Genomic DNA, 24,060 nt, shown 5'->3' on the forward strand with positions numbered 1-24,060 from the left:
GAATTTGCAAAGCTGCCATTTTTTTGACAATGATATTGTGGTATGCTATAGATAGGAAAGAAAGGCAAGATATAATCTATGATAATAGGAGGTTAGTTTTATGAAGCGAACAGCAGGACGATGGATAAGAAGGCTACTCTTAGTATTCGCCATCGCATTGCCGATGCTCCTGCATGGCACAGCAGCGACGGCGAAGGCCGCAACTCCGGCTTTCAAAGAGAAGGAGGTTGAGATTCATGGTATCGGAGAGGAATATCAGCTTAAAATTTCCAATAAACCGGCAAAAAGCAAGTATAAATGGTCTTCCTCCAATAAAAAGGTTGCCAAGGTGGATAGCAGCGGACTTGTAACCTCGGTAAATAAGGGAACCGCGGAAATAGAATGCAGGATCACCTATTCCAATGGAAAAACAAAATATTTATACTGTGATATTACCGTGCTTATCCCTGCCGAGAAAATTAAAATTAATAATACCAGCGAAAAGAACGGCGCTCACATTATGAGAGTCGGAGAGAGCTACGATTTTAACCGTACGCTCTCCCCCTCCAATTCCACAGATAAAACCTATTGGTCGCTGGATGCTTCCAGTGACGACGCGAATCCCAATGCGGTTCGGATTGACGACAGCAAGGTAGGAAAGGTGACCGCTCTCCGAAGCGGGAAAATCGTACTGGTGGCCACGGCTGCCAGAGAATCCAACGAAAAGTCCGCCAAGAAGAGCATTGTCAAAGATGCCGTCATTATCGAGGTGGTAGGTTCTGCCCCGGAAGTACTTTCCGCCAGCATTATTAATTCAAAACAGATTCGGGTTGAATTCGGGGCTCCCGTCCAGTCCTCCACCGTGATCAATTCCAACGGGACCCTGTCCGGTAAGATCAGACTGAGCAGATTCGATTCCAAGGAGGGAGAAGCAAAGGATCCGGGTATCCTGCGGGGGACCCTGTCCGGCAATCTGAAGACCCTGACCATCACGGCGGACAACTACTTTAACGGACACTATGGCATCACCTTTGAGAAAGGGATACTGACAAGCGGAGGAGAAGCAGTCTATCCTGATTATTTTGAATTGGATTATACCGCCGTAGTGCCGGACGATCCGTCCAACAACACCGGCAATACGGATGATGATAATTCCGGTACCCCGGATCCCATGACGCCGGATACGGATGCACCGCGCCTGGTTCAGACCGTGCTGAATGATAACGGAACGACCAATATCATCACATTTTCTGAAAAGATGGATTTCAGCGGCTTCACCGTCTCCGATGCAAAGCTTGTAGCAGGCTCCTCCAGTGCCGCAGCCGGCTCCATCAGCTTTTTAAATACGAAGAGCAACTACTCCTTCAGCTCGGACGGCAAGTCCGTCTATATCGACCTGGCCGGAATTAATTCCGGCGATTATAATAAGACATTTTCCATCGCCATATCGGGAGTTACGGACACTTCCGGCAACCGGCTGGCGGGAGGCAGCGTTATTGTTACACTTCGAACGGATACCTCCTCCAAAGCACAGGCAAGGCCTATCTCCATAATCCGAACGGCTTATGACACGGTTACCGCCACCTTCAGCAGAGCAATTAAGGTTCCCGGTTATGCCTATATTAATGGCAGCTATGCCTCCGGTAAGGTGGATGCCAATGACAACCGGAAGGTGAACTATGAGCTGTCCTACTATGAGCAGACCTTATCCGGAACCCAGACCGTGTCCATCGGCTTCTGGGACAGCTTCAATGTACTGCCCCAGGATACCTATGCTGAGAAAATGTATGATTTTAAAGTGAATTTCACCACGGAAAAGGTCAGACCCCAGATAATATCCCATGATTACAATCCGGCTTTAAATTTACTGACATTAACCTTTAATGAAAAGGTAGAATTATACCTGACTACGGACAGCCTGGAATACACCATGTCCTCCAATCAACGGGATAATATTCAGGGCTTCTTACAATATACCCAGGCCAGTGCGGTGGGCAATGTTATCGAGCTGCTGCTGAGTGATATGACCCTGTATGGGGACTATACCTTCACGCTGCCGGAAGGCTTTGCAAGAGATACCTTCCAGAACTCAAGCTACAGCAAGACCATTACCATACGCAATGGCAGCGGAGCCGGAGGAGTGGTCAAGCTGGCCGAGCCGTATTCCATCTATCAATCCGAGGCAAATCATTCCTTTATCTATGTTGAATTTGCCGACCAGCTGGATGTTGCAACTGCCATGGATCCCAACAATTACGCAATTTCCGGTGTCACCACGGAAGAGGTCAAATTACTGAGCAACACCGCAAACGGAGCGACAGTACGTCTTACCGTCGAAAAGGGGTCCATTACCAGCTCCGGCAAGCGCAAAATAACCGTGTCGGGAATACGGGGCTATAACGGTACTTCCGCTGAAATGGACAGTTATTCCAAGGATATTACCCTGGCAGAGAATAAGGATCCGGAACTGCTGAGTGTAAAATATGATTCTGCCTCCAAGAGCGGAATACAGGTGAAGTTCAGCGAGAAAATCCAGGGAACCATGACAGTGACGGTAAGGGAACGCAATACAGGAAATATGATAGGCAATACGGTCACCGTCTCCGGGGATACTGTTCTGATTGCATTGGACAATACTCCTCCTGCCGGAACCCATGTACAGATCTATGTGGATAATAACAGTATTACAGATTTAAGTGGCAATCCATCCACTATTGATCCGGTTCTGAATGCCTTTGTGAATTATTAAGAAGCATACGCTCCGGATTCACACAAACAGCCTGTCACCGCTTCGGTGCAGGCTGTTTGTGTTATTTCAGGATATTTTGCCAGGTTACTCGATCACTCCGCCCTCTACAACAAGATTATCCGGGGATGCGGCATCACCGTAGACCGGAGCCAGAGTTTCCTCATAAGCCGCATGGAAGAATTGCTCTTTACCCAGAGCTTTGATCTCATCGTTTAACCAATTTAACAGTTCCGTATTTCCTTTCTGAACCGCCGCCGCAATGGTATCAAGGCTGCCCAGGGATTCAATTCCCACGGAAAATCCCGGATTCTCAAGCGCCCAGGCCAGAACCTCCGTATTGTCGGTGGACATGGCATCTCCCCTGCCATCTAACAGAGCACCGTAAGCCTCACTGTACTGATCGAACTTCAGAAGCTTAACCTTCGGATAATTCTCTGTGAAAAAGGTCTCTGCGGTAGTTCCCTTGCTGATAATCAGGGTCTTCCCTTCCAGCTGCTCCGGCGCGGTGATCAGCGCCTTATCCGGTGATACCACTCCCAGAGCCACCTTCATATAGGGCAATGCAAAATCCACCTTCTCCGCACGTTCCTTCGTCACGGTGAAATTAGCCAGTATAATATCCACCTTGGCGGTAACCAGGTACTCCACCCTGCTTGCCGCTTCCACCGGAACATATTCTGCTTTCACCTTCAGATCCTCTGCAATCCGGTTGCCGAAATACACATCATAACCCTGGTACTCCCCATTCTCATCCACATATCCGAAGGGCTTCTTATCACTGAATACACCAATAATAATCTTTCCGCTTTCCTTAATTTCCTCCAGGGTTCTTGCGGTTGCCTGGCTGTCCGGCGAACCCTTTGTCCCATCGGTGCCAGGGACGTCCGTGCCTTTCTTGCAAGCGGCAAGTCCTGCCGTCACCAGAATAAGGCTTAACAATAGTGCTGCTAAATTTGTTACTTTCTTCATATTCCTATCCTCTCTTTTCCCTGTAATGCCATTGCGGCATTCCATAATTTATTCTTAAACTTAATTAAACTCAAAAAGATTGAGAAACTGCCTGGCTCTCTCCGTCTCCGGCCTGGTGAAAAATACGGCCGGATCACTTTCTTCCACAATTCTGCTTTCATCCAGAAAAATAATGCGGTCTGCAATGGCTTTTGCAAATTGCATCTCATGGGTCACGATCACCATGGTGATCCCCTCTCTGGCGAGCCCCAGAATGACATCCAGAACCTCACGTACCATCTCCGGATCAAGGGCAGCCGTTACTTCATCAAAGAGCATAACCTCCGGATGCATACAGAGGGCCCGGACAATCGCCACCCTCTGCTTCTGTCCTCCTGAGAGCTGTCTCGGATAGGCATCCCTTTTATCCGACAGTCCAACCCGTTCCAGAAGCTGTTCCGCTTCCTCCACCACTTCCTTCCTATCCCGTTTCTGTACTTTTACCGGTCCCAGAACGATATTCTCCAACACGGTCATATGGGGGAATAAATCATAGCTCTGGAACACCATTCCGACCTTTTGGCGGACCAGGTGCATTTTCTTCTTCTGGCCGCTGATCAGCTCTCCAGCTAGGAGGATTTCACCGGACTGGATCTCCTCCAGCCCGTTAATACATCGAAGCAGAGTGCTCTTCCCGCAGCCGGAGGGACCCAACAATACCAGCACCTCGCCCTTATGGATATCAATGGATATATTCTCCAGGATCACATTGTTCTCATAGGATTTACTAAGATTTTTTATTTCAACTAATTTTTGATCTGATTTCATAAATACTTGCCTCAATTCCTCCATAATTTTTCAAGTCTTGCGGATAACAGGGAGATGGGATAGCAGACCAGAAAATAAAGCATAAAAATAATCCCATAAATCCAGATGGCCGAGGAAGGCGTCGTTAATCTGGATGCCTCAATAATCTGCTGCCCTACCTTAACCACTTCCACAACACCGATCAGCACGATGAGGGATGTGGTTTTTATCATTCTCGTGACCAGATTCATCGCCTGGGGCAGCAGCCTCCGGACGGTCTGGGGGATGATGATATAACGGTATATCTGCAGGTCTGTAAGACCAATGGCCCTGCCGCTTTCGTACTGGTGCTTCGGTATCGAAGCCAGGGCTCCTCTCACCAGATCTCCCATCTCCGCCGTTCCCCAGAGGGAGAATACAATCACTGCAGATGTCTCACCGGAGAGGTTAATCCGGAACATCTTGGTCAGTCCGAAGAAAACCAGAAACAGCAGGACCAACTGGGGCATAATACGGATGAATTCCAAATAGATTCGGGTCAGCAGCTTGATCACCGGGTTCTTTACGGACATAATCATTCCAAGGAGAATTCCAAGTATTGCGGACAGGATAACAGACAGCATGGAGATTCGGATTGTGACCCAGAGCCCCTCCAGGAGCCGGATCAGATTTCTCCCCTGGAAGATCACATTAATTCCCATATCCTGCATATCTCATCCTCCTCTCAATCAGGGTGAAACCAATTGATATCGGCAATAATATGATCAAATAGGCAGTCACCAATAATAGCAGGGCTTCATCCGTTTTGTAATACAATCCGATCAGATCCTTGGCCACATACATCAGGTCCGCCAGAGCTACCGCACTGAATACGGAGGTTTCCTTAATCAGAAAGATGACATTGGCGCTGAAAGCGGGGATGGTGACGGTTATCGCCTGGGGCAGCACAATATGCCTCATTACCTGCCCCCTGGTGAGCCCCAGACTGAGTCCCGATTCCATCTGGCTGCCTGCAACAGATTCCAACCCGCTGCGGAAGGCCTCTGCCATATAGCTTCCTCCCAGGAATATCAGACCGATAATGGCACAGGCTTCCGAGCTTAGCACAATTCCTATCTTCGGCAGTCCAAAATATAGGAAGAATAATTGAATCAGTAAGGGAGTATTTCTTGAAAGCTCTGTGTACAGAACCACTATTTTCTCCAAAAAAGGGACCCTGAAATAACGGATCAGACTGCAGACCAGTCCCAGGGCCGCCGAAGCCGCTATTCCCACAGCCCCAATTCGGACTGTCAGTCCGGCCGCCTCCAGATACATCGGAATATGCCGATAGATAAAATCAAAATCCATTTTCATTCCTTTCTTTCAGACACGGAAAAACAGTATGCCGTCAGGCCTGCTCATGCAGAGAAACGAAGATCACTTATAAGATATATTATGAATCTGCAACAATAAAATTCCTTGCATCTCATACTACACCCTCTATTTTCTCCTTATTCATCGGTTTCATAACACGTTATCTTCATTTCATACTATTTCTATATGAATTATATGTTATAATAAATCCTCTTTCTCTTTTTGTCAAGACCTTAAATATAAAATCTGAGCACAACAAAAAAGCCGGAGCGATTTTGTCCTGAACCGCCCGGCTCTCCACTCTTTCTATTCCGCTATATTCCAAACTCCCAATCACATAACCGGCATACTTCTGTACTTGCCCTGCAAAAACCGTATCAAAAAGATAATGGAACGGAACAGCCAGTCAATCGTCATTGCAATCCATATTCCCAATACACCCAGCTCAAGGGTAATCGCCAGAACATAGCTGAAGCCGATTCTCCAGACCCACATGGAGATCATGGATATCCACATGGTAAACCTCACATCATTAGCCGCCCGCAAAGCATTGGGCAATGTAAAGGAGAGCGGCCAGATCAAGGAAGAAAGGATACAATGATACAGCATTAGATCCGACGCGATATCCGCCGTCTGGTCCGACACACCGTACAGCTTCAGGATCGCCGGTATCAAAAATATGATCACCAGGTTGACCATTGCCACCGCTATGTAGGCAAACCGCATCAGACGAAAGGTATATCGCTTGACCGCCGCATAATCATTGGCTCCCATACACCTCCCCACTACGGTAATCAATGCAAGGCCAATGGCAGAGCCCGGCAATATTCCCATACCGCCCACCGTACCTGCAATAGCATTGGCAGTGATGGCAGAGGTTCCCAGCCCCGCGATGATTCCCTGAACAATGATTTTACCGATCTGAAATGCACTGTTCTCCAGTCCGTTGGGAATACCGATCTTAAGAATTCTTTTAATCATTCCGATATTTATGCGAAAAGCCAGGGGATTCCCGATGCGAATCTCCTGCCTCCCCTTCATGAGCAGCAAGAACATAATAGCTGCCGCCACCACTCTGGACAGCAAGGTAGCAATAGCTGCTCCCGCTACCCCCATATTCAGTCCAAAAATCAGTATCCCATTGCCCAGAATATTAATCACATTCATAATAAGAGATATCAGCATGGATACCTTTGAATTCCCCATAGAACGGAACAGGGCCGAACAGGCGCTGTGAACCGCAATAAAGGGGAAGGACATGGCAGAATAGAGAAAATAAATTCTTGCATTGTCCATGACATCCTTGTTGACATCTCCAAAGAGCATTTTCAGAACAGAATGGCCAAATAGTAATGCCGTCGCCATAACGGCCAGAGAGAGAACGAGAACAGCCGCAATCAGCTGTTCTCCGGCTGTGCTCGCCGCCCCCGTCTTCTTCTGTCCCAGGAACTGGGCAGATACCACGGCCCCTCCTGTCGCCATTGCACTGAACAGCCCGATGAGAAGAACATTAATAGTATCCACCAGAGACACTCCGGATACCGCCGCCTCTCCGACTCTGGTCACCATCACGCCGTCCGCCATTCCTACCGTAATCGCCAGCATCTGCTCTATGATTAACGGGATAATCAATTTCATTAGATCTTTTCTCGTAAACATCTTATCGCCTCTGTATCACCATGATCCAGACGGAAACTGCCGCCCGGCACCGGTGCCCTCATTCCTCTATTGATTGTAGCTCTCTTCATATGCCGGCTGGGGATTCATTCCCTGCCCGGATACCTCCAGATAGAAGGCGGCGGTGGCCGCATGGATGTATGGATTCAGCCATAAAAATCCAATTCCCAGAGTAAAGAGGCACAGGATCGCCCAGCCAATGAAACTGATCTGGAGACAGAAGAGACGGAACTTATTTCCCCTCATCATGTCACTGGACCGGTTAATGGCTTCCATAATACCAATGGACGGGTCATCATCCATAATATAAAACGCCATCGAATACCGGTAGGATGCTATAATACCCGGTATAATAAACAACAGAGTCCACAAAACAATAAAAATGGTGGTCACCAGGCGCAGCCCAAGAGCCTTGCCAAACAGATTAAATCTGGAAAACAAATCTGAAAACTGAGGGTTATACCCCTTAATCAGGTTCTTATTGAAACGGCAGTATCCCAGTTCAACCGCACCGCCGATCAAAAAGCTTATCAGTGCCCATAATGCAAGAGCGGAGACGATACCGGCAATAAAGAACAATAAAGCTCTGCCCCATCCGCTGGATATCAGATCAACAAATCCATTCCATAGCCTCGATCCGTCCCCCGTCCTGTTGCCTGATCTTCCGCCATTGCTGCCGCCGCCGCTTGTATCCGCTCCCAGCAGCATGGCTACAAAACCCGTTCCTACGGCAAGCGCCCATCTCCCCCTGAGCGCGTTCCTTGCAATGCTACGAAAATCCTCTGCATATAACATACCGCTACCTCCCTAATCATACATAGTTAAAATACGTTTCTGCTGACTATAGTAACAGTTTATTGCAGATATTTCAATAAAATATACTTAATTTAATCCTTCTAATCAATTTTTAAGTAACTGACATTGCCCTCTGAACTGTTACATTTTTATATTTTTGCTACGTCACTTAGACAATCACACTGTGGCAGGCGCCGTCATCCGCCAGCTTAACCCGGTTCCCCATGATGCGTTCCCCATCGACGGTAAGCTCCGTCGTGGAAAGCACCCCTTTGCTCCGGCTCTCCACAATAATCTCATACAATGCGCTGCCATACTGATAGCGGATCATGTAGCTGCCAAAGCAGGCAGGAGTGGCGGGATCAATAATCAGCTCCTGGCCCTCCTTTCGGATACCGAGAAACCAGCATACCAGTCCCTGGTACATCCAGCCGGCGGAGCCGGTATACCAGCTCCAGCCGCCCCGGCCCGTATAGGGAGGACTTAAGGAAATATCCGCAATCATCACATAGGGTTCCTTCTCATAAATCAGGGACTCCCGTTTATGTTCCGTGATGTGAATTGGGTTCAGCATGGTGAACAGGGTATGGGCCATGTTGTATTCCCCAAGCTTCGCGGTGGCAATGGCAAGCCATACGGCCGCATGGGTGTACTGGCCCCCGTTCTCCCGGATACCCGGATAATAATTCTTAATATAGCCGGGATTTTTATCCGTCTTATTAAAGGGAGGTGCAAGAAGCAGGGAAATATCATCCTCCTCTCTCACCAGATACCTCCAGGCAGATCTCATGGCCGCCAGGGATCTGTCCTTGTCCCCTCCGCCCGATATCACACTCCAGGACTGGCTGATGGAGTCTATTCTGCACTCATCGTTCTCCCTGGAGCCCAGCTTTGTGCCGTCGTCATAATAAGCCCGCAGATACCACTCTCCGTCCCAGCCGTGCTTCTCGATGCTTTCCAGCAGGGTTTCCCTTTTCTGCTCCAGCTCTCCGGCCAGATCCGCTTCTCCCTCATGATAGCACAGCGGAATAAACTCTCCCAGTACCGTATAGAAGAACCAGGCCAGCCACACGCTCTCCCCCAACCCATCCTTACCGACCTCATTCATACCATCATTCCAATCCCCGCCCCCCATCAGCGGAAGCCCGTGGGCTCCATATCCGGTACGCAAGATCGTCTTTTTGGCATGCTCATATACCGTACCGGTGATCTCAGAGATCTGAGGGGTGAACATTACATCATGCTGCCCCTCCTCCAGCACGGGGCCTTTAATATACGGCACTTCCTCCTTCAATATGGAGAAATCCCCGCTGCTGCGGATATAGGCCGCCACTGCATAGGGCAGCCAGAGCAAATCATCCGTTATCCTGGTACGAACTCCCAACCCCGTGGGAGGATGCCACCAATGCTGCACATCCCCCTCTTCAAACTGTCTGCTGCAGGCAATCAAAATCTGGTTTCGAAGTGCCCCCGGGTCCGCAAACTGGAGCGCCAGAGTATCCTGCAGCTGATCCCGGTAGCCGTATGCGCCGCCGCATTGGTAGAAGGCCGCTCTCGCATTCATTCTGCAGGACACGGTCTGGTACAGAAGCCACCCGTTGACCAGATAATCTATGGCCTTATCCGAGGTCTTAATCTGAATGGTACTGTTCAGCCTGTTCCAATAAGCCTTAACCCGATCCAGCTCCTCTGCTGCCCTGCGGGGATCCCTATATTGATCCCGCAGCCGGCGCAGCTCTGCCGGATCACCGCCATAGCCCAGGGCAAAAATTACGGTCTTGCACTCCTCGGGGCCCAGGGCCAGGGAGGTCTGAAGCGCCCCGCAGGGGTCATAGCACACCCCCGTATGGTTGGACAGTATTCCTTCCACTCCCTGGGGACAAACAATCGAACCCCTGGCCCCCAGGAATTCCTGGCGGTCACCGGTATATCTTTTAATCATTTCACTGCTGAAGAGAAAGGCACTGCTTTCCCGAAAATGAAATGCATAGTTATTCTTTGCCGCCAGATATTCATGTTCATTGTTATAGGAGGTCACAATATAAGGATTCGTATCCTCCCGGTTGGTTCCCAGCACCCACTCCACATAATAAGCCAGGCTCAGATATTTCACCCGGTTGGAATTATTAGTGAGCTTCAGCTGCCACAGCTTAACCGGGTCCTCCACTGCCGCGAAGACAGTAAGCTCCTGCTCCAGCCCGGCCTCTTCATGCCGGAACACAGAATAGCCAAAGCCGTGCCGAACCCGGTAGGTTCCCCGGTCGCTCCTTCCCAGAGAGACGGGGGTCATAATCTCTCCGGTAATCTCATCCAGAATATAAATCACTTCAGAAGGAGGATCGCTTACCGGATCATTGGACCATGCCGTAATCTTATTCTCCCTGCTGTTGCCGTACCAGGTAAATCCTCCTCCGGCCTCCGAGATTGTGAAGCCGAACTCTTTATTTGCAATTACATTAATCCAGGGCACCGGGGGCTTGTTCTTTCCCTCCAGAAGAATCTCATATTCCTTTCCTTCTTCCACAAAGCCTCCGAATCCGTTAAAATACTCAGAATTTCCCTGCAATGTCTGCTCCGTCCCTGTGTCCAAATCGGCCCGCCTCCTTTACTCCGTTAATAGGTTTTCCTTATATCTTCTCATAAAATAAATTCCTGTCCTGTTGGAAATCACCACTCTTGCCACCGTCAAAAGCAAATCAATCTCTGCCGGCACCATCTGATAGGAATGCAGCAGGAATAAACTTGGCCTGTCATTATTCGAATCATATAACCGCAGAGAGCTGGTCAGATCATTCACCAGTTCATCCAGCTCCTGAAGATAGCCGTGCTTTGCTTCGCTCAAGAGAATTAAATCTACCGCCACCCGGTTCATCTTCATATATTCATATGCCTTCAGCGTATCCCTGATCAGCTCCGCGTCCTCAAGGGACTTCACCCGCAGAAGCATAATGGGATTATCTCCGGACACTCCGAATCTCCACAGGAAGCTTTGATTTTGATGATTTCTCCGAATGCTCTCCCTGGGTCCCCGGTAGATGGCCACCGGGTAATAAATGGGAGTAATCAATTCCTGGAACGCAATAATCTGCGCCTTTGATATCTCCAGATATTTCAGCTCAAGTTCCTTTTGCAGCTTAAATTTCTCAAAAATATCATCAACATGATATCCCCTGCTCAATTCCTGCCCTACCAAAACCGCCTCCTCCCGGCTGCCGCAGATTCCCGTGATAAAGGAAACCGACGCCGACTCTCCCGCATCCAGTGCAATGGTCACCCTCAGGCTCATAATGGGATCATTGCAAAATCCCGCCTGATTCGAGAGGGCATAGCTGTTCACCACTGCCGCCGGGTGGGCCGGAGTATTGTTTCTTCCCAAAAATCTTAACCGGTCATTCTCATATTCCACTCTTTTCAGAGGCTTTACACCGGACCTCACCATATGCATAATATAGGGATAGCTCACACCCTTCCCGCTTCTGCGCCTGGAGAGGAAGATCCCCTGCTCCTCCAGAAATTCGCTTTCCATAAAAAGCTTGTTGAAAGCCGGATGGCTCCGCTCCGCCAGATGGGTATCCCCAACCACCTCCAGGTAGCTGGTCAGTTCAATTACCTTGTCCTCTTTGCTATGGTTTGCCACCGTCACCCTGCGAATCTCCATATTGCGGTTCGCGTCCAGGCTGACCACGGTCTGGGTGGCAATCTCCGCATCCTCCCGCATAAAAAGCGCCTGGTGGGGGGAAAACACCGCCTGATACCGTACCGGCTCGGTCTTCGTCGGATGATAGGTGCTGCTCCATACCTTTCTGCTTCCGGTGTCCTTAATATAAATATAATTTCCCGAATTCGCATATAAATCCGGCCTCCACCGGTACAGCATCAGATCCCTGCAGCAGCCGAAGCCGTCTCCGTCCGAAGTAATCAGCAGAGAATACTGCCCATTGGAAAGATAATTCGTAACCGGCGGTCTGGCAGATATTCCGTTCACATACCGGCTGCTATAAGCCTCTTCCTTAAAATAAGAACGGTTGATCTTAATGGTATAGCCCTGCTTTGCAATGGAAATCAGATGACTGCGCCGCCTCTCCTCCAGCAGGCTTTCCGTGGCTTTCACCATCGCCTCGGAATGGAAGCGGTTCCGCATAATCCCTTCATTAAGAAAATTATTAATTGCCACCAGATTCATTCCCTGGTGATGCGCCATGAAGGAACGCACAATACAGTAAGGGGTCATCTCCGAAGCATCGGGGCTGTTGTAATCAATGGCTTCGTAAAAACCATATTCCCCATATACGCCAAGGTCCTTCAGTCTCCTCAGATTGGCAAAGCAGTCCTCCGGGGCATATTCCAGAGCCAGCATACAGGCATAGGGCGCCGCCACCAGGGAATTCTTCCTCACCGGCTGAAGCCTCAGCTTGGGGACGCCAAAGGCCTTATACTGGTAATTGGCGTTCAGGTCAAAGCGGTAATACTGGGATTCTGAGATCCCCCAGGGTATCCCCGCCTCTTTTGCATATTTAATCTGCTGCAGCACCGCTGCCCGGGAGGTCTCTGCAAATACAGAATCCTCATATTCCTTCAATACCAGATTCGGCATCAGATATTCAAACATGGTGCCGCTCCAGGAGACAAAGCAGGGAATTCCCCTAACCATGGTAAGCGGCCTTCCCAGCTTAAACCAGTGCTTCTGCGGAATACTGCCTCCTGCAATGGCCAGAAAGCTGGTAAGTGCGGATTCCGACGCCATCAGATCATAACAGCCGGCATCCAGGGTCTGGGAGGACACATGGTAGCCGATATGAAACAGCATCCGCCTGCTGTCGTATAAAAAGGTAAAATCCACATCGGCCAGAATAGCATCGATCTGTCCCGCCAGGCGCCGGATTCGGTCTGCCATCGCAATCGCATTCTTATTTCCCTTCTCTGATAACTTCTCCAGGGAGGGACATCCGGAAAGGCTTTCTCCCTTTACCATGTAGTACATGGTCTCCTGAAGGGTCTCCTCCGACAGCTTCTCCAGCTCCCGGATCCAGCGGGAATCCTCATACTGCCGGATGCTTCTTCCCTGCAAATCCTCCCGAATTCCGGCAACCGCTTCACAAAACTCACCAACCATCGTGTAATCGGAGGAAAGCTCTCCTTCATAATGGCTGAGCTTCAGAAGCATCCTCAGTTCCTCCACAAAATTCTTTGTAAAAATCGGCTGTTTCAGCATCTCCAGCAGTCCGTTCTTCAGCGCCACCAGGTGACCCAGGAAATTCCCGCTGTCCACAGTGGATATATACGCCGGATTCAACACCTCCAATGTTTTGATATGATACCAGTTGAACAGATGTCCCTTCCATTTTTCCAGCCTTTGTACCGTATCCATCAGTCTCTCAATCCGTTCTACCGTCCCGCTGAGAGTTTCAAAACCCAGGTCCCTTGCCGTGAGAATGGATAGGAACTGAAGCCCGATATTGGTGGGAGAGGTCTTATCGCTGATCTTCTCCACTCTGGCAATCTGATAATTGTCGGGACATAAATCATGGTTTTCCGGCTTTGAATATTCCTTGAAAAACATCCAGGTTCTGCGGGAAGCCTCCAGAAGCATTGCCCTGTCTTCCGGCTTCACCGCATTCTTCAGACCTTCCGGCTGACTGATGCCGTAGGAGAGGTAAAAGGCTGACGCCCAGCACAGAGCCGTACTTCCATACAAAGCCAGTCCCAGAGGGGAGATCCGGACTCTCCACAGCAATAGCAGCAGAATGCCAGCAGCCCAGGCGCAGCTTGACATGGTAAGAAAATATCCCCTTACCGTATTGCTGATCTGGGAATCCACCGCTTCCGCCGTATTCCAGCGGAGCAGATTCCTTCTGCTGATATACAGGCGGAACAAGGTCCGCAGCATGGCATCCAGAGCAATATAGGCCCGGTATGGTATAATCACGAACTCCAGAAACCCGCACTCCAGCATAGCTCCCAGATCATGCTTCAGTCCTTTATACACCAGAGCCAGCTTAGGCCTCAGCAGCTTCTGTTTTGCAATGCTTAAAATCAGCACCGTTATCTGGAACAAATCACTGAAGAAGACCAAAGGCACCCAGAGCATGGCTCCTCGCGGCAAGGTCACCAGATTGAGTACAATGATCAGGAGCTTGCTGACAGGAACCAGACTTCTTCTGAGATTATCAAGAACCTTCCAACGGGACAGGGCACACAGCCCCCTTCCTCCGGAAGAACCGCTCCGAAACAGCCAGGGAAAGAGCTGCCAGTCCCCTCGGATCCAGCGGTGCTCTCTCTTGGCATAAGCAATCACACTGCCGGGAAAGTTATCCATCACTCTGGCACTGCTGGAGAATGCCGTTCTGGCATAGCAGCTTTCCAACAGGTCATGACTCAGAACCCTGTTCTCCGGTATCACCCCATTCAGCAGCCGGTGAAAGGCATGGATATCATAGATTCCCTTCCCGATATAAATACCCTGGTCAAAAATATCCTGATAAATATCCGATACGGCAGTGGCATAATAGACCATGCCCGTCTGTCCCCCAAACAGCTTGGCAAAACGGCTTCCGCGGCCGTTCACAATATGATTTCTCACCATGGGCTGAATGATAGCATAGCCCTCCTTCACCTTCCTGCCTTCCTCGTCCAGTACCGGACGGTTCATGGGATGATCAATAAGGCCCACCAGCTTGGCCGCGTTGTCCCGGATTAAATCCGTATCCGAATCCAGCGTGATAACATAGCGGAAGGCGGCCAAAAGTTCACGGTCGCACCGGATCAGCGAGAAGGTGGTATTCTCAGCGGGCACTCCGCTCAAGAGATTGTTAAATTCTTCTAGCTTTCCCCTCTTGCGCTCCCAACACATATAACACTTCTCCGAGGCATTCCATTTCCGGTAACGGATAAAAAGCGAAAACCGGGGATGAGCGGAGGGATAAAGCCGGTTTAACTCCTCCAGCCGGTTTAAAAGGGCCTCTTCCACCACCTTATCCTCTGCCAGATACTCCTCCTGTGCATCCTTATGATCCACTAAGAGAGCATAATACAGATTCGGCTGGCGGTTCGCCAGATAATGCTTCTGCAGCCGATCCATATAGCCCACAGCCTGGGCAGGGGAGGATACAATCACGGGCATCACCACAAAGGTTCTGGCTTCCTCCGGTATCCCGTCTATATAGTTCATGGAAGGTATTTTCTTCACCTGGATATTCCGGGTAAAGATGAAATTGTTTATCTCCAGGCTGATTCCCATAAGCAGCGGAGCTCCGGCCAGCAGCCAGAAAACAGCCGCCGCTGTAGGAGATACCCCAGGCAATGGCCGAAAAACAGCCGTATCATAATTTCCGATTCCACAGCGTATCAGTATAGCCAGAATGAGTGCATTCAGGCACAGGAAAATTCCTGTCAAAGCTGCAAAATACAGGAACCCTTTCCAGTTCTTCTTCTCCGTCTTATCCGGCACCGGCTTTCCCAGGAGCTTTGCCCGCAGAATCCGGTATCCCTTACCCAGAAGATATACTCCCACATGGTGGGAGCAGTTCATCCCCGGCACTCCCTGGACAGCCAGCTCCAGACAGGCATCCGCAATCTTTTCTTCTTTAATTTTATATTTGCGGGAGAGCTTGACAATAACCTGCCGGTACATCCCCCTGCTTTCCGAATCCATTCTGGAGTATACCCCCTCCGGGTCCTTGGAAAGAATGTGCTCCAGATAGGAACAGGCATCAAAAAAGGCCTCCGTATCGATATCATCAATGTCTCTCAGGCTGATGATCAGAGCACGGATATAGGCTTCCAGCTGGGATTCAATCTTACCCTCCGCAGTAAATACATCACTGGGTTTAATGAGACGTCCAAAACTTTTAAAATGGTAGTCTAGATACCTCTGAAGGGATATTTCATCTGCCGACCGGTTCTTTAACAGGTGTATTACATGGGAATGAAAGTTAAAATCATGCCTGCACTCCTGGTCTAATTCCGTAAGCAAGGGAGTTATGTCCAACAACCCTTGCTGATTTCCCTGTTTCCTGTGCACGAACCGGTCTGCCTTTGATTTGATTTTAATGATGTGAATGATCTCCTGGGCTAATTCAATGATGTTTTCCAGCAGACAGAAGCCCAGCATCTCCGGCAGCACCCATATCTCCCTGTCGGTCAAGGGAAGCTCCTTTTGATAAGCAGACAGCATAATATGGATATTCTCTTCATTCAGATGCCCCCCGCTTAACTGGGTGATGGTCTTCGCCAAAATATAGACTCTGGGATACCCTTTGTCATCTCCGTCCTTTAGAATTGGAAGAAGCTCGTAGCTTGTCCCCGATGCACGGAACTTTTTGATTTCCCGGTACATCATCTGAAAGTTGTCAAACAGCCACCGTGCCGCCGGAATTAAAACGATAATGTCTGTGGATATCTGGGAGATATGGTCGCGAATCCGATTCAATTTTTTATAGGCAACCTGATTATAATAATCCAGAATGGTATTATACCTTGTTATTTTTGTATTCCGATGATCAGAAGCAAGATCCTTCATAAACTGCTCCCACTCTTTTGGTCCCAAATCATTCAAAGTCATTGCTATGTCCCTTTCCTGATTATACATTGCTGGCAATGTATGCAATTTTGATTATAGTATGCCAATTTTGCAAAGCTTTATGAGTCCGCAAAAGATCCTTTTAGCAGATCAGGCCGGTTATGTAATAATAGGAATGGTTATATTGTATATAGCAATTAAAAATAATGGGGATGGAATGCTTTCTATTTGATGAAATTTGCAAGGAGCATACTCGTGAAGAGGACTGTATTCGACATGGAATTCAAGTGATCTGTCGGATTCGATTGACGAATTGGGCAACCTCTGATACTATATATATAATGTATATATCATTAGCGTATATTGCCGGGAGGAAATATGGATAAAGAAGCACTATATAAAAAAATCTATAACGATTTGCTGGACGATATTCTTAGTAACAAATATCCGCCTGGGAGTTGTTTACCATCAGAATTTAAAATATCGGAGCTATATGGGGTCAGCAGAATAACCAGCAAAAAAGCCCTGGAAATGTTGGCTGAGCAAAAGCTGATTGTCCGAAAACCAGGCAAGGGATCCTTTGTTATTGGCAATGAAAGCGATGGGCAGGAACCGGCAAACAAGGTGCATCAGGAAAATAAAACCATCGGCGTTTTGTTTGATTCCTTTGGCAGCAATTTTGGCTCCGATATCCTGTTGGGCATAGAAAAAAGATGCAATAAATACGGATTTGACATGGTGTTAAAATGTTCCCATGGAAAAAAGGAAAAGGAAACCAGCGCCATCAAGCGCTTCCTGGAGATGGATGTATCGGGCATGATCATAATGTGCGTGCATGATGACATCTATAATGATGAGATCTTGAAACTGTCCTTGAAAAAGTTTCCTATGGTTTTGATTGACCGGCAATTAAAAGGAATCCCAATTCCTTTTGTGGGAACAGATAATTATAAAGCCTCCAGGGTGCTTACGAATTATTTATTTGATCTGGGCCATACGAATATCTGCTATGCAGCGCCGCTGAGCAATGATACCTCTACCCTGCTGGAACGGCATAAGGGATTTATCGACTGTCATCTAGAGCGGGGGGTTATCACCAACGAAGGAAACCGGATTGCCAATCTGGTCTCTACCCTGCCCAGTTATTGGGACTTTGATGAGAAAAAAGAAGATCTGATTCGCCGGGATGTGGATATGGTCAAGGCATATATGGCGGAAAATCCGAAAACAACTGCGTATTTTGCTGTTGAATACGGTATCGCCAAAATCATTTATGAAGCAATGAAAGAATTGAATACAGAAAAGGAAAAGGTTATTGTATGCTTTGACGGTATTGCGGATTGCAATCTGTCTGCCCAATTTGCTTATGTAGCACAGGAGCAGTACGTGATAGGGAAAACCAGTGTGGATATACTGAATGAAGTGATGAATGGAAATCATGTTCCGGAAACCACCTTAATTCCCTATCAAATTATTACCTATCACCAGCCGTGAGGCGTAATTTCCTATTATAAAAGGGCACATCCTGAAAACGATGTGCCCTTTTTGTATCTGTCAAGTTATGAAAAAACTAAATCAGACTGCCTTCCGGAGCGATCCTGGCCGCTGCTTCGAGCAAAAATACTCCGCTTAACTGGCAGGTAACATCCAGGGGCAGCTGCGGCTGTTTGGTCCATACCTGACCAAACAATCCCTGTTCCTCCGTGCTTCCTTCCAAAATCAGCTTCTCCGTATTATATTTTATAAAGTCTGCAATCCGCTCCTCCTGATTAACCTGATAGAGCTGCTCCATATAGCGGATCAATATTCCCTTGAATAATCCTCCGTCCCCGTTTCCTTCACTCTTCAGCACTCCGTCTTCATTAACCAGGCCCTTCATGGAGCCTTCCGCTGTCTTGATTGCATCCTCCAGATAATGCCGCTCCTTGGTGATACGGCAGAGCTCAACTCCCGCTCCAATATAAGTACCCGCATTATAGGTAAACAGCCAGGCCTTATTAATATCCAGGGTCTTATCCCCCCGGACTGCCATACCATCATAAACCAGCCCATTGTCCGGATCAACCAGATATTTTTTTTCATAGGCATAGATTTTCCGTGCCCATTCCAAATCGCTCTCATCCGCAAACCGCTGATACAATCTGGCAGCCAGAATGGCGGCGGGACCGTTGCAGCAAGCATTTCTGCCTTTTCTGCCTTCATCCTTCTTCCATGCCAGACCTCCGATTTCATCCTCCCACCAGGCAGTTTTAATATCCTCCCAAAGACGGAGGGCATATTCCTTCATCCGCTCACTGCCGGTTATATCGTATAACCTCAGGCAGGCCAGAGCCATCCATTCTTCATCATCATAGAATTCATTAAAGAGGGAACCGTTGCGTGCAAATACCCGGTCAATCACTGCCTCTGCCCTTAATGCATACTCCTGCCGCCCGGTGCGCTCCAGACCGTCAATCATTGCATCCGCCGCATGAGCCTTCCACCAATAATTCAGGCCCTCTTCCCGTTCAGGCTGAAAGGGATAATAATTACTTACGCATTGCTCCTTCTCTACCCAATAATTTTCATACAATTTCTCCTGAGCCCATTCCGCATAATCGCAATAAGTCTCTAACTTTCCCGCCGTATAATTCTTCTCTTTCCTATTCATAACCTCACCTTTCTCACTGCCTGCAAGCTTTGGCTGCAGGCACTATTATCCAACAATACCGCTTCTTTCAATTCCCTCCGTCAGGCTCTTCTGAGCAAAGATATACATGATAATCAGAGGGGCAATCACCATAAGACTCATGGTTCCGGTGTAGGCAACCGTTAAGGGCTGGCCGTTCTTTAATCCCAGGGTCTTGCCGGCAACCATCATTCCCTCAAAGCCCTTCAGTAAGGCATTGGATAAGGTCCGTATTCTGCTGAAAAACATCCTGGTATAAAAAGTATCGGTCCATTGCCATGCAAAGGAAAACAGGAATACGGTCAGCATCATGGATTTTGCCAGGGGAAGTATAATCTTAAAATAAGTCCGTATAATCCCCGATCCGTCCACATAGGCCGCTTCTTCCAGTTCCTCCGGTACGTTTTTAAAATATTGTCTCATCATAAATATGAATAAACCGTTCTTAAAAGCAAATCCCGTAAAGGACAGAATTGCCAGGGGCCAGAAGGAATCCATCAAATTCACCGTATTTCCCGTCAAAAGCCTGATAATACCCAAAAAATCAAAATAACGGAATTTTAAATACATAGATGTCTGAAAGGTGGACGGGGGCGCCAGGATGGTGAAGAATACCAGCAGCATCACCAGGCCCCTGCCCTTAAACTTAAATCTGGCAAGCCCGTATCCGATATAGGAACAAATAAACATCTGTACCACACCGCAGAAAACGGAAATCATAAACGTGTTTTTTAACCCGGTAAAATATTGGGTATACTCCGCAATCACTTTATAATTATCCAAAGTGAAGTTACGGGGAATATACACCACCAGAGTATCCAGCATATCCTCCTCGGTCATAAAGCTGGTCGAAAGCTTTAACAGCAGGGGATACAATATGATAAACGACAATCCGGCCAGGAGCAGGTATTTTAAAACACTCGTAACCGTCATTTCAGCCATCCGCCGATAGGTTTGTTTCCCTCTTGTCCTCTTCATTTTTAACCTCCACAGGCCATCCGCCTACTCTCTATTTTGATAAAATACAAAACTCTTCACAACCATTCCCGCCACTGCCATCAGTAAACCGATCACCAGGAAATACATCCATGCCGTTGCGGAGGCTTTTCCATATTCCGCCCTGCTCAGGAAGGTGGAAATGGTATTCATGATGACATTGCTCTCATTGGTGAAGGAATCCACCACCGTATACACTACATTGGTCAGTATCAACGGACTGATAATGGGAAAGGTGATTTTCCAAAAACATTCCCATCGGGAGCAGCCTTCAATCTGCGCAGCCTCGTATAAGGAGGGTGATATCCCTTGCAAGCCGGCAAGAAAGATCAGAATCTGCACACCGGAGGAGCTCACCACCTGATAGATATTGGAGGCTACCGAGACCGTCATACTGGTCAGCGCGGGGCTGAAGGATAGTATACCGGAAAAATAATAGGTCAGGCTGGCCGTATTAAACAGACTGTCCATCTCAAATGCAGCGCTCATACTCTCACCGACATCAATTCCCTGATAAGCATTCAATACGGAATTCATCGCATCCGCCTTATCAATGATACCCGTGGCCAGAATAACCGGAATGAAGAATATTGCCCGGAATAAACCACGGCCCTTCATTTTACCATTTAAGAGGATGGCAACAAATAAACTGAACATAATGGTGATGGGGATGTTATAAAGCATATCCCGGACGGAATTTCTCAGATTCCTCACAAAATCCGTATCCACCGTCAGCATATAGGAGTAATTCTCGAACTTAATATTCCGTAACAGAATGCCTTGGGCAGGATCTGTCTGCACATCCATAAAGCTGAATTTTAAGGAATTATAAATGATCCCCAGAAAGAACAGGAAGAAGCCCAATACCAGCGGTGCAACGAAAAACCATCCCATTCTTGCCTTTTTTGCCTCTAACGATATTCCTTTCTTTTTAAACCCGGCCATAATTATCTTCCTCCTATCTGCTCAACTGCATAATCCATAGGAGCAATTGTCAGTCCATCAATCTCAACAATTTCATCCGAGTAATTTACATAAATCCCGGTTCCATTATCGTAAACGGTACGGTAGACATCCTCCGCTATATTTTCATGATTTTGGATGGAACTGTTCCTGACTCCCGACAGAACTTCATTGACCGTCCGGTATATTGACACCGCCTGTTCCTTCCAAATATCAAAATTCACAGAATAGTAGGAATCGTAGATTTCACTTTCCTTCAGCAGGGAGCTGTCATTATAGCATAACAGGAAGTAGGGAGACGTTCCGTATTCCAGACAGGTCAGAAGCTCTTTCCTCCAGTCACTGGATAAATTAATGGCGGTTCCCGAATACTCAATATAACCGTTCAATGCAATCTGTATAAAGGGAACGCTTCGGTCGGCGATAAGGTAGGCGCTGTCCGTTGTCGGGAGATTCAGAATATAATCGGTGAAGCCAAGGGTATAGGCATTGCCGCCGTCCACAAGAATATTGCTGTATTGATCCTGTGCCCGCTTCAGCATCTCCATGGTAATATTCTTCGAGTCCTCCCGGTTGACATAATTACTGTTTTTATAATTGGAATTCAAGACCTCACCGGCGCTGCCAAGGGATATGCCGTCAATTCCCATTTTGTTATAATCTACGGTAAAGCTCTCGTAATAAGACAATACCACCTGGGGATTCACACTGTAATACCAGTTACCCATTTTCAGGAGGGGTGCGATAAACTGCGGATAATATCCGGTCTTTTGAAACAAAGTACGCACTCCGTCCCTGTTGGCATTAAAATTATCAAACCGGGTGTTATAGTCATGAAGGAGGAAGTCCACGTCCGGATATAATTCCACATTGAGTTCTTCCGCCCTGGCAGCCAGCTCCTTCAACCCCTTCTTGCCGCCGACTGCACTCTCCACCTTCATATCGGAAGCAGCCGAATGATAGTAGCCCCCGTTATACCAGGCACGATACCGCAGCTTCAGATTGGATACGCCCTGATCCAGAAAATATTCCATCATCTTCCCGGCATCCTCAAAGGAGGTTATGGCAACATTGGCTACATGGGGTATGCCCAAAGTCTTGACCGGTTTCTTAACCGTGCCGATGGTCTCCAGCATAAAGGGAACTTCCCTTTGATCCGTTATCTTCGCAATGCTTCCTTCCTCCAGAAGGTGGGATCGGTAAGCCTTAGCCATACCTGTATAATTCGCATCCTCCCCGGTAAGAAAATAATATTTCATTGCGATAATGCCGTCATAACCCTTTTTATCATAGACAATCCAGGGGTCCTGTTCAAAGGCGTTGGAGGCCATAAATTTATCGTTATACCGAAGCATAAAGTCCCCATAGGCGGTGTTATAGGAATGACTGATATTTCCCAATTCACAATTGATACCGGATAGGGCATCCCCTTCGGTAATCACTCCCATGATGGCCTTGTTCTCTGTTTTGATCCCGAATACCGGATAACGAAACTCATTTTTGATGCTTCCCCTATCCGCATTGCTCTCGGCAGCATCATAACCATAGACCTTACCCCGGGTAAGAAAGGTGTTTTTTCTTCCGTCATTGTTAAAATCAATGAGAGTGCCCGAACCATCAGGAAGAAATACATAGCCGTCCTCTTCTCCCCCGGAAGCTCCAAAGTATGGCAAGAGAGACAGATAGGTCAAATAGAACTGGCTGCTGTCATATTCCAGCTCACCGGTATTCAGAATAACTTCGAGAGAAGCATTCTCTAAAACATAGTCAATGGAAGTCTTAAAGCAGGGGAAGCTCTCCGCTGCCGAGACAAATCCCAGCTCTTCATATTCCTGCTCCATCTTCTCATAGGTATATCCTGCCTTTTTGTAATACTCCTCCAGGGTTCTTTTATCTCTGTCGGTAATGGAGGATTTTAAAGAATAGAGATCCGTATGGTTAAGACCGGGATATTTCGCCTTCTGTTCCTCATCCGCCTCCTCCATACGGTACAGCAGATAGAAAGCCTTCATTCTCTTGGCCGCGCTTCCTCCGCTGCTTTCCTCTACCTGGGCCGCCAGCTCCTCAAAGCTTGCCGCGCTGATTTGCTCTGGTAAAAGCTTAGAGGCTTCCTCTCTTCCCAGAACCATATTAACCCGGATGCCCTTCTCAATCTTTGCCCAGGATATCTGGTTCAATAGAAAAGCATTGGTATAGCTGTCAAAAATGGTCGTCGTTTTTGAGTTCAGATTAAAATAGGTCAGCAGAAGGGGCGAGCTTAATTGCTTCTTCATGGTATCGGATGCTTTGGCATCCTCCATGGCATTCTGCGGGGAGGAATAAAACATCTCACCGCTGCCCTTATCTTCCACGGCGATACCGCCGGTTTCATTGTCAAAATATAGTTTAAGTACATCATTCTCTGCCGCCGGCTCCAGACCGCTGCCCGGCGCGATATCCTTGTATTTTCCCAGGGTATCCCGCTTCGTCCGGTCAGGCCGCGGCACCCCCTGCAGCACTGTCTTTGAAGATAAGCCCCATATCACCAGTATACCGGCAAGAATGACAGCAATTACGGCAACGCTAAGGATTATCTTCTTTCTTCCCTTTACCATATGCATATTC

General features: G+C 48.0%; 14 protein-coding genes. 2 read left to right on the forward strand and 12 right to left on the reverse strand.

The genetic code is table 11. The features are described from left to right. Positions 1-100 precede the first annotated feature (100 nt). Entirely contained in the window at positions 101-2,728 is a 2,628-nt protein-coding gene (locus HNQ56_RS08980; RefSeq protein WP_429144782.1) for an Ig-like domain-containing protein, read from the forward strand. 84 nt (positions 2,729-2,812) lie between these two features. Here HNQ56_RS08980 and HNQ56_RS08985 read toward each other — a convergent pair whose 3' ends face one another. The 8 genes from HNQ56_RS08985 to HNQ56_RS09020 all read right to left on the reverse strand — a co-directional run bounded on the left by HNQ56_RS08985 (position 2,813) and on the right by HNQ56_RS09020 (position 16,898). Beyond that, the gene (locus HNQ56_RS08985) at positions 2,813-3,697 is read right to left on the reverse strand and encodes a cysteine ABC transporter substrate-binding protein (RefSeq protein ID WP_429144783.1); all 885 of its coding nucleotides are present in this window, start codon (positions 3,695-3,697) and stop codon (positions 2,813-2,815) included. Positions 3,698-3,757: 60 nt separating this feature from the next. Then, on the reverse strand, positions 3,758-4,504 hold the full coding sequence (locus tag HNQ56_RS08990) for an amino acid ABC transporter ATP-binding protein (RefSeq protein ID WP_429144785.1): 747 nt from the start codon (positions 4,502-4,504) through the stop codon (positions 3,758-3,760). A gap of 11 nt (positions 4,505-4,515) precedes the next feature. Next, positions 4,516-5,193, reverse strand: a complete 678-nt coding sequence (locus tag HNQ56_RS08995) for an amino acid ABC transporter permease (RefSeq protein WP_429144786.1) — start codon at positions 5,191-5,193, stop codon at positions 4,516-4,518. Then, positions 5,174-5,833 carry an amino acid ABC transporter permease gene (locus HNQ56_RS09000; protein WP_429145002.1) on the reverse strand — a complete coding sequence of 220 codons (660 nt, stop codon included), beginning with the start codon at positions 5,831-5,833 and terminating at the stop codon, positions 5,174-5,176. The genes HNQ56_RS08995 and HNQ56_RS09000 overlap by 20 nt, the downstream gene beginning before the upstream one ends. A 339-nt stretch (positions 5,834-6,172) precedes the next feature. Continuing rightward, positions 6,173-7,477: an MATE family efflux transporter gene (locus HNQ56_RS09005; protein WP_429144788.1), complete on the reverse strand. Its 1,305-nt coding sequence runs from the start codon at positions 7,475-7,477 to the stop codon at positions 6,173-6,175. 87 nt (positions 7,478-7,564) lie between these two features. After that, positions 7,565-8,311 carry a DUF975 family protein gene (locus HNQ56_RS09010; protein WP_429144790.1) on the reverse strand — a complete coding sequence of 249 codons (747 nt, stop codon included), beginning with the start codon at positions 8,309-8,311 and terminating at the stop codon, positions 7,565-7,567. A gap of 169 nt (positions 8,312-8,480) precedes the next feature. Beyond that, entirely contained in the window at positions 8,481-10,901 is a 2,421-nt protein-coding gene (locus HNQ56_RS09015) for a glycoside hydrolase family 94 protein (protein ID WP_429144792.1), read from the reverse strand. Positions 10,902-10,916: 15 nt separating this feature from the next. Further along, complete coding sequence (locus tag HNQ56_RS09020) at positions 10,917-16,898, reverse strand: glucoamylase family protein (RefSeq protein ID WP_429144794.1); 5,982 nt, start codon at positions 16,896-16,898, stop codon at positions 10,917-10,919. Between the two features lie 309 nt (positions 16,899-17,207). Between HNQ56_RS09020 and HNQ56_RS09025 the strand changes: the two genes are divergently transcribed. Next, positions 17,208-18,323 (forward strand): GntR family transcriptional regulator, encoded by a 1,116-nt coding sequence (locus HNQ56_RS09025; RefSeq protein ID WP_429144796.1) that lies wholly within the window; start codon positions 17,208-17,210, stop codon positions 18,321-18,323. Between the two features lie 76 nt (positions 18,324-18,399). On the opposite strand, the gene HNQ56_RS09030 is transcribed toward HNQ56_RS09025, so the two are convergent. From HNQ56_RS09030 to HNQ56_RS09045, 4 genes are read right to left on the reverse strand one after another with little or no spacing between them, the layout of a single operon-like run. Further along, positions 18,400-19,479 carry a glycoside hydrolase family 76 protein gene (locus tag HNQ56_RS09030; RefSeq protein WP_429144798.1) on the reverse strand — a complete coding sequence of 360 codons (1,080 nt, stop codon included), beginning with the start codon at positions 19,477-19,479 and terminating at the stop codon, positions 18,400-18,402. 45 nt (positions 19,480-19,524) lie between these two features. Further along, positions 19,525-20,475 (reverse strand): carbohydrate ABC transporter permease, encoded by a 951-nt coding sequence (locus HNQ56_RS09035; protein ID WP_429144800.1) that lies wholly within the window; start codon positions 20,473-20,475, stop codon positions 19,525-19,527. A 24-nt stretch (positions 20,476-20,499) separates the two neighbouring features. Continuing rightward, positions 20,500-21,438: a carbohydrate ABC transporter permease gene (locus HNQ56_RS09040; protein WP_429144802.1), complete on the reverse strand. Its 939-nt coding sequence runs from the start codon at positions 21,436-21,438 to the stop codon at positions 20,500-20,502. A gap of 2 nt (positions 21,439-21,440) precedes the next feature. Further along, positions 21,441-24,056 carry a DUF5696 domain-containing protein gene (locus HNQ56_RS09045; protein WP_429144804.1) on the reverse strand — a complete coding sequence of 872 codons (2,616 nt, stop codon included), beginning with the start codon at positions 24,054-24,056 and terminating at the stop codon, positions 21,441-21,443. Between the last annotated feature and the right edge of the window lie 4 nt (positions 24,057-24,060).

The organism is Anaerotaenia torta (genome assembly GCF_050433395.1).
Lineage (GTDB): Bacteria > Bacillota > Clostridia > Lachnospirales > Lachnospiraceae > Mobilitalea > Mobilitalea torta.

Coding starts and splice junctions, on each gene's coding strand:
- HNQ56_RS08980 (WP_429144782.1), top strand. CDS start 101: ATGAAGCGAACAGCAGGACGATGGATAAGAAGGCTACTCTTAGTATTC.
- HNQ56_RS08985 (WP_429144783.1), bottom strand. CDS start 3,697: ATGAAGAAAGTAACAAATTTAGCAGCACTATTGTTAAGCCTTATTCTG.
- HNQ56_RS08990 (WP_429144785.1), bottom strand. CDS start 4,504: ATGAAATCAGATCAAAAATTAGTTGAAATAAAAAATCTTAGTAAATCC.
- HNQ56_RS08995 (WP_429144786.1), bottom strand. CDS start 5,193: ATGCAGGATATGGGAATTAATGTGATCTTCCAGGGGAGAAATCTGATC.
- HNQ56_RS09000 (WP_429145002.1), bottom strand. CDS start 5,833: ATGGATTTTGATTTTATCTATCGGCATATTCCGATGTATCTGGAGGCG.
- HNQ56_RS09005 (WP_429144788.1), bottom strand. CDS start 7,477: ATGAAATTGATTATCCCGTTAATCATAGAGCAGATGCTGGCGATTACG.
- HNQ56_RS09010 (WP_429144790.1), bottom strand. CDS start 8,311: ATGTTATATGCAGAGGATTTTCGTAGCATTGCAAGGAACGCGCTCAGG.
- HNQ56_RS09020 (WP_429144794.1), bottom strand. CDS start 16,898: ATGTATAATCAGGAAAGGGACATAGCAATGACTTTGAATGATTTGGGA.
- HNQ56_RS09025 (WP_429144796.1), top strand. CDS start 17,208: ATGGATAAAGAAGCACTATATAAAAAAATCTATAACGATTTGCTGGAC.
- HNQ56_RS09030 (WP_429144798.1), bottom strand. CDS start 19,479: ATGAATAGGAAAGAGAAGAATTATACGGCGGGAAAGTTAGAGACTTAT.
- HNQ56_RS09035 (WP_429144800.1), bottom strand. CDS start 20,475: ATGAAGAGGACAAGAGGGAAACAAACCTATCGGCGGATGGCTGAAATG.
- HNQ56_RS09040 (WP_429144802.1), bottom strand. CDS start 21,438: ATGGCCGGGTTTAAAAAGAAAGGAATATCGTTAGAGGCAAAAAAGGCA.
- HNQ56_RS09045 (WP_429144804.1), bottom strand. CDS start 24,056: ATGCATATGGTAAAGGGAAGAAAGAAGATAATCCTTAGCGTTGCCGTA.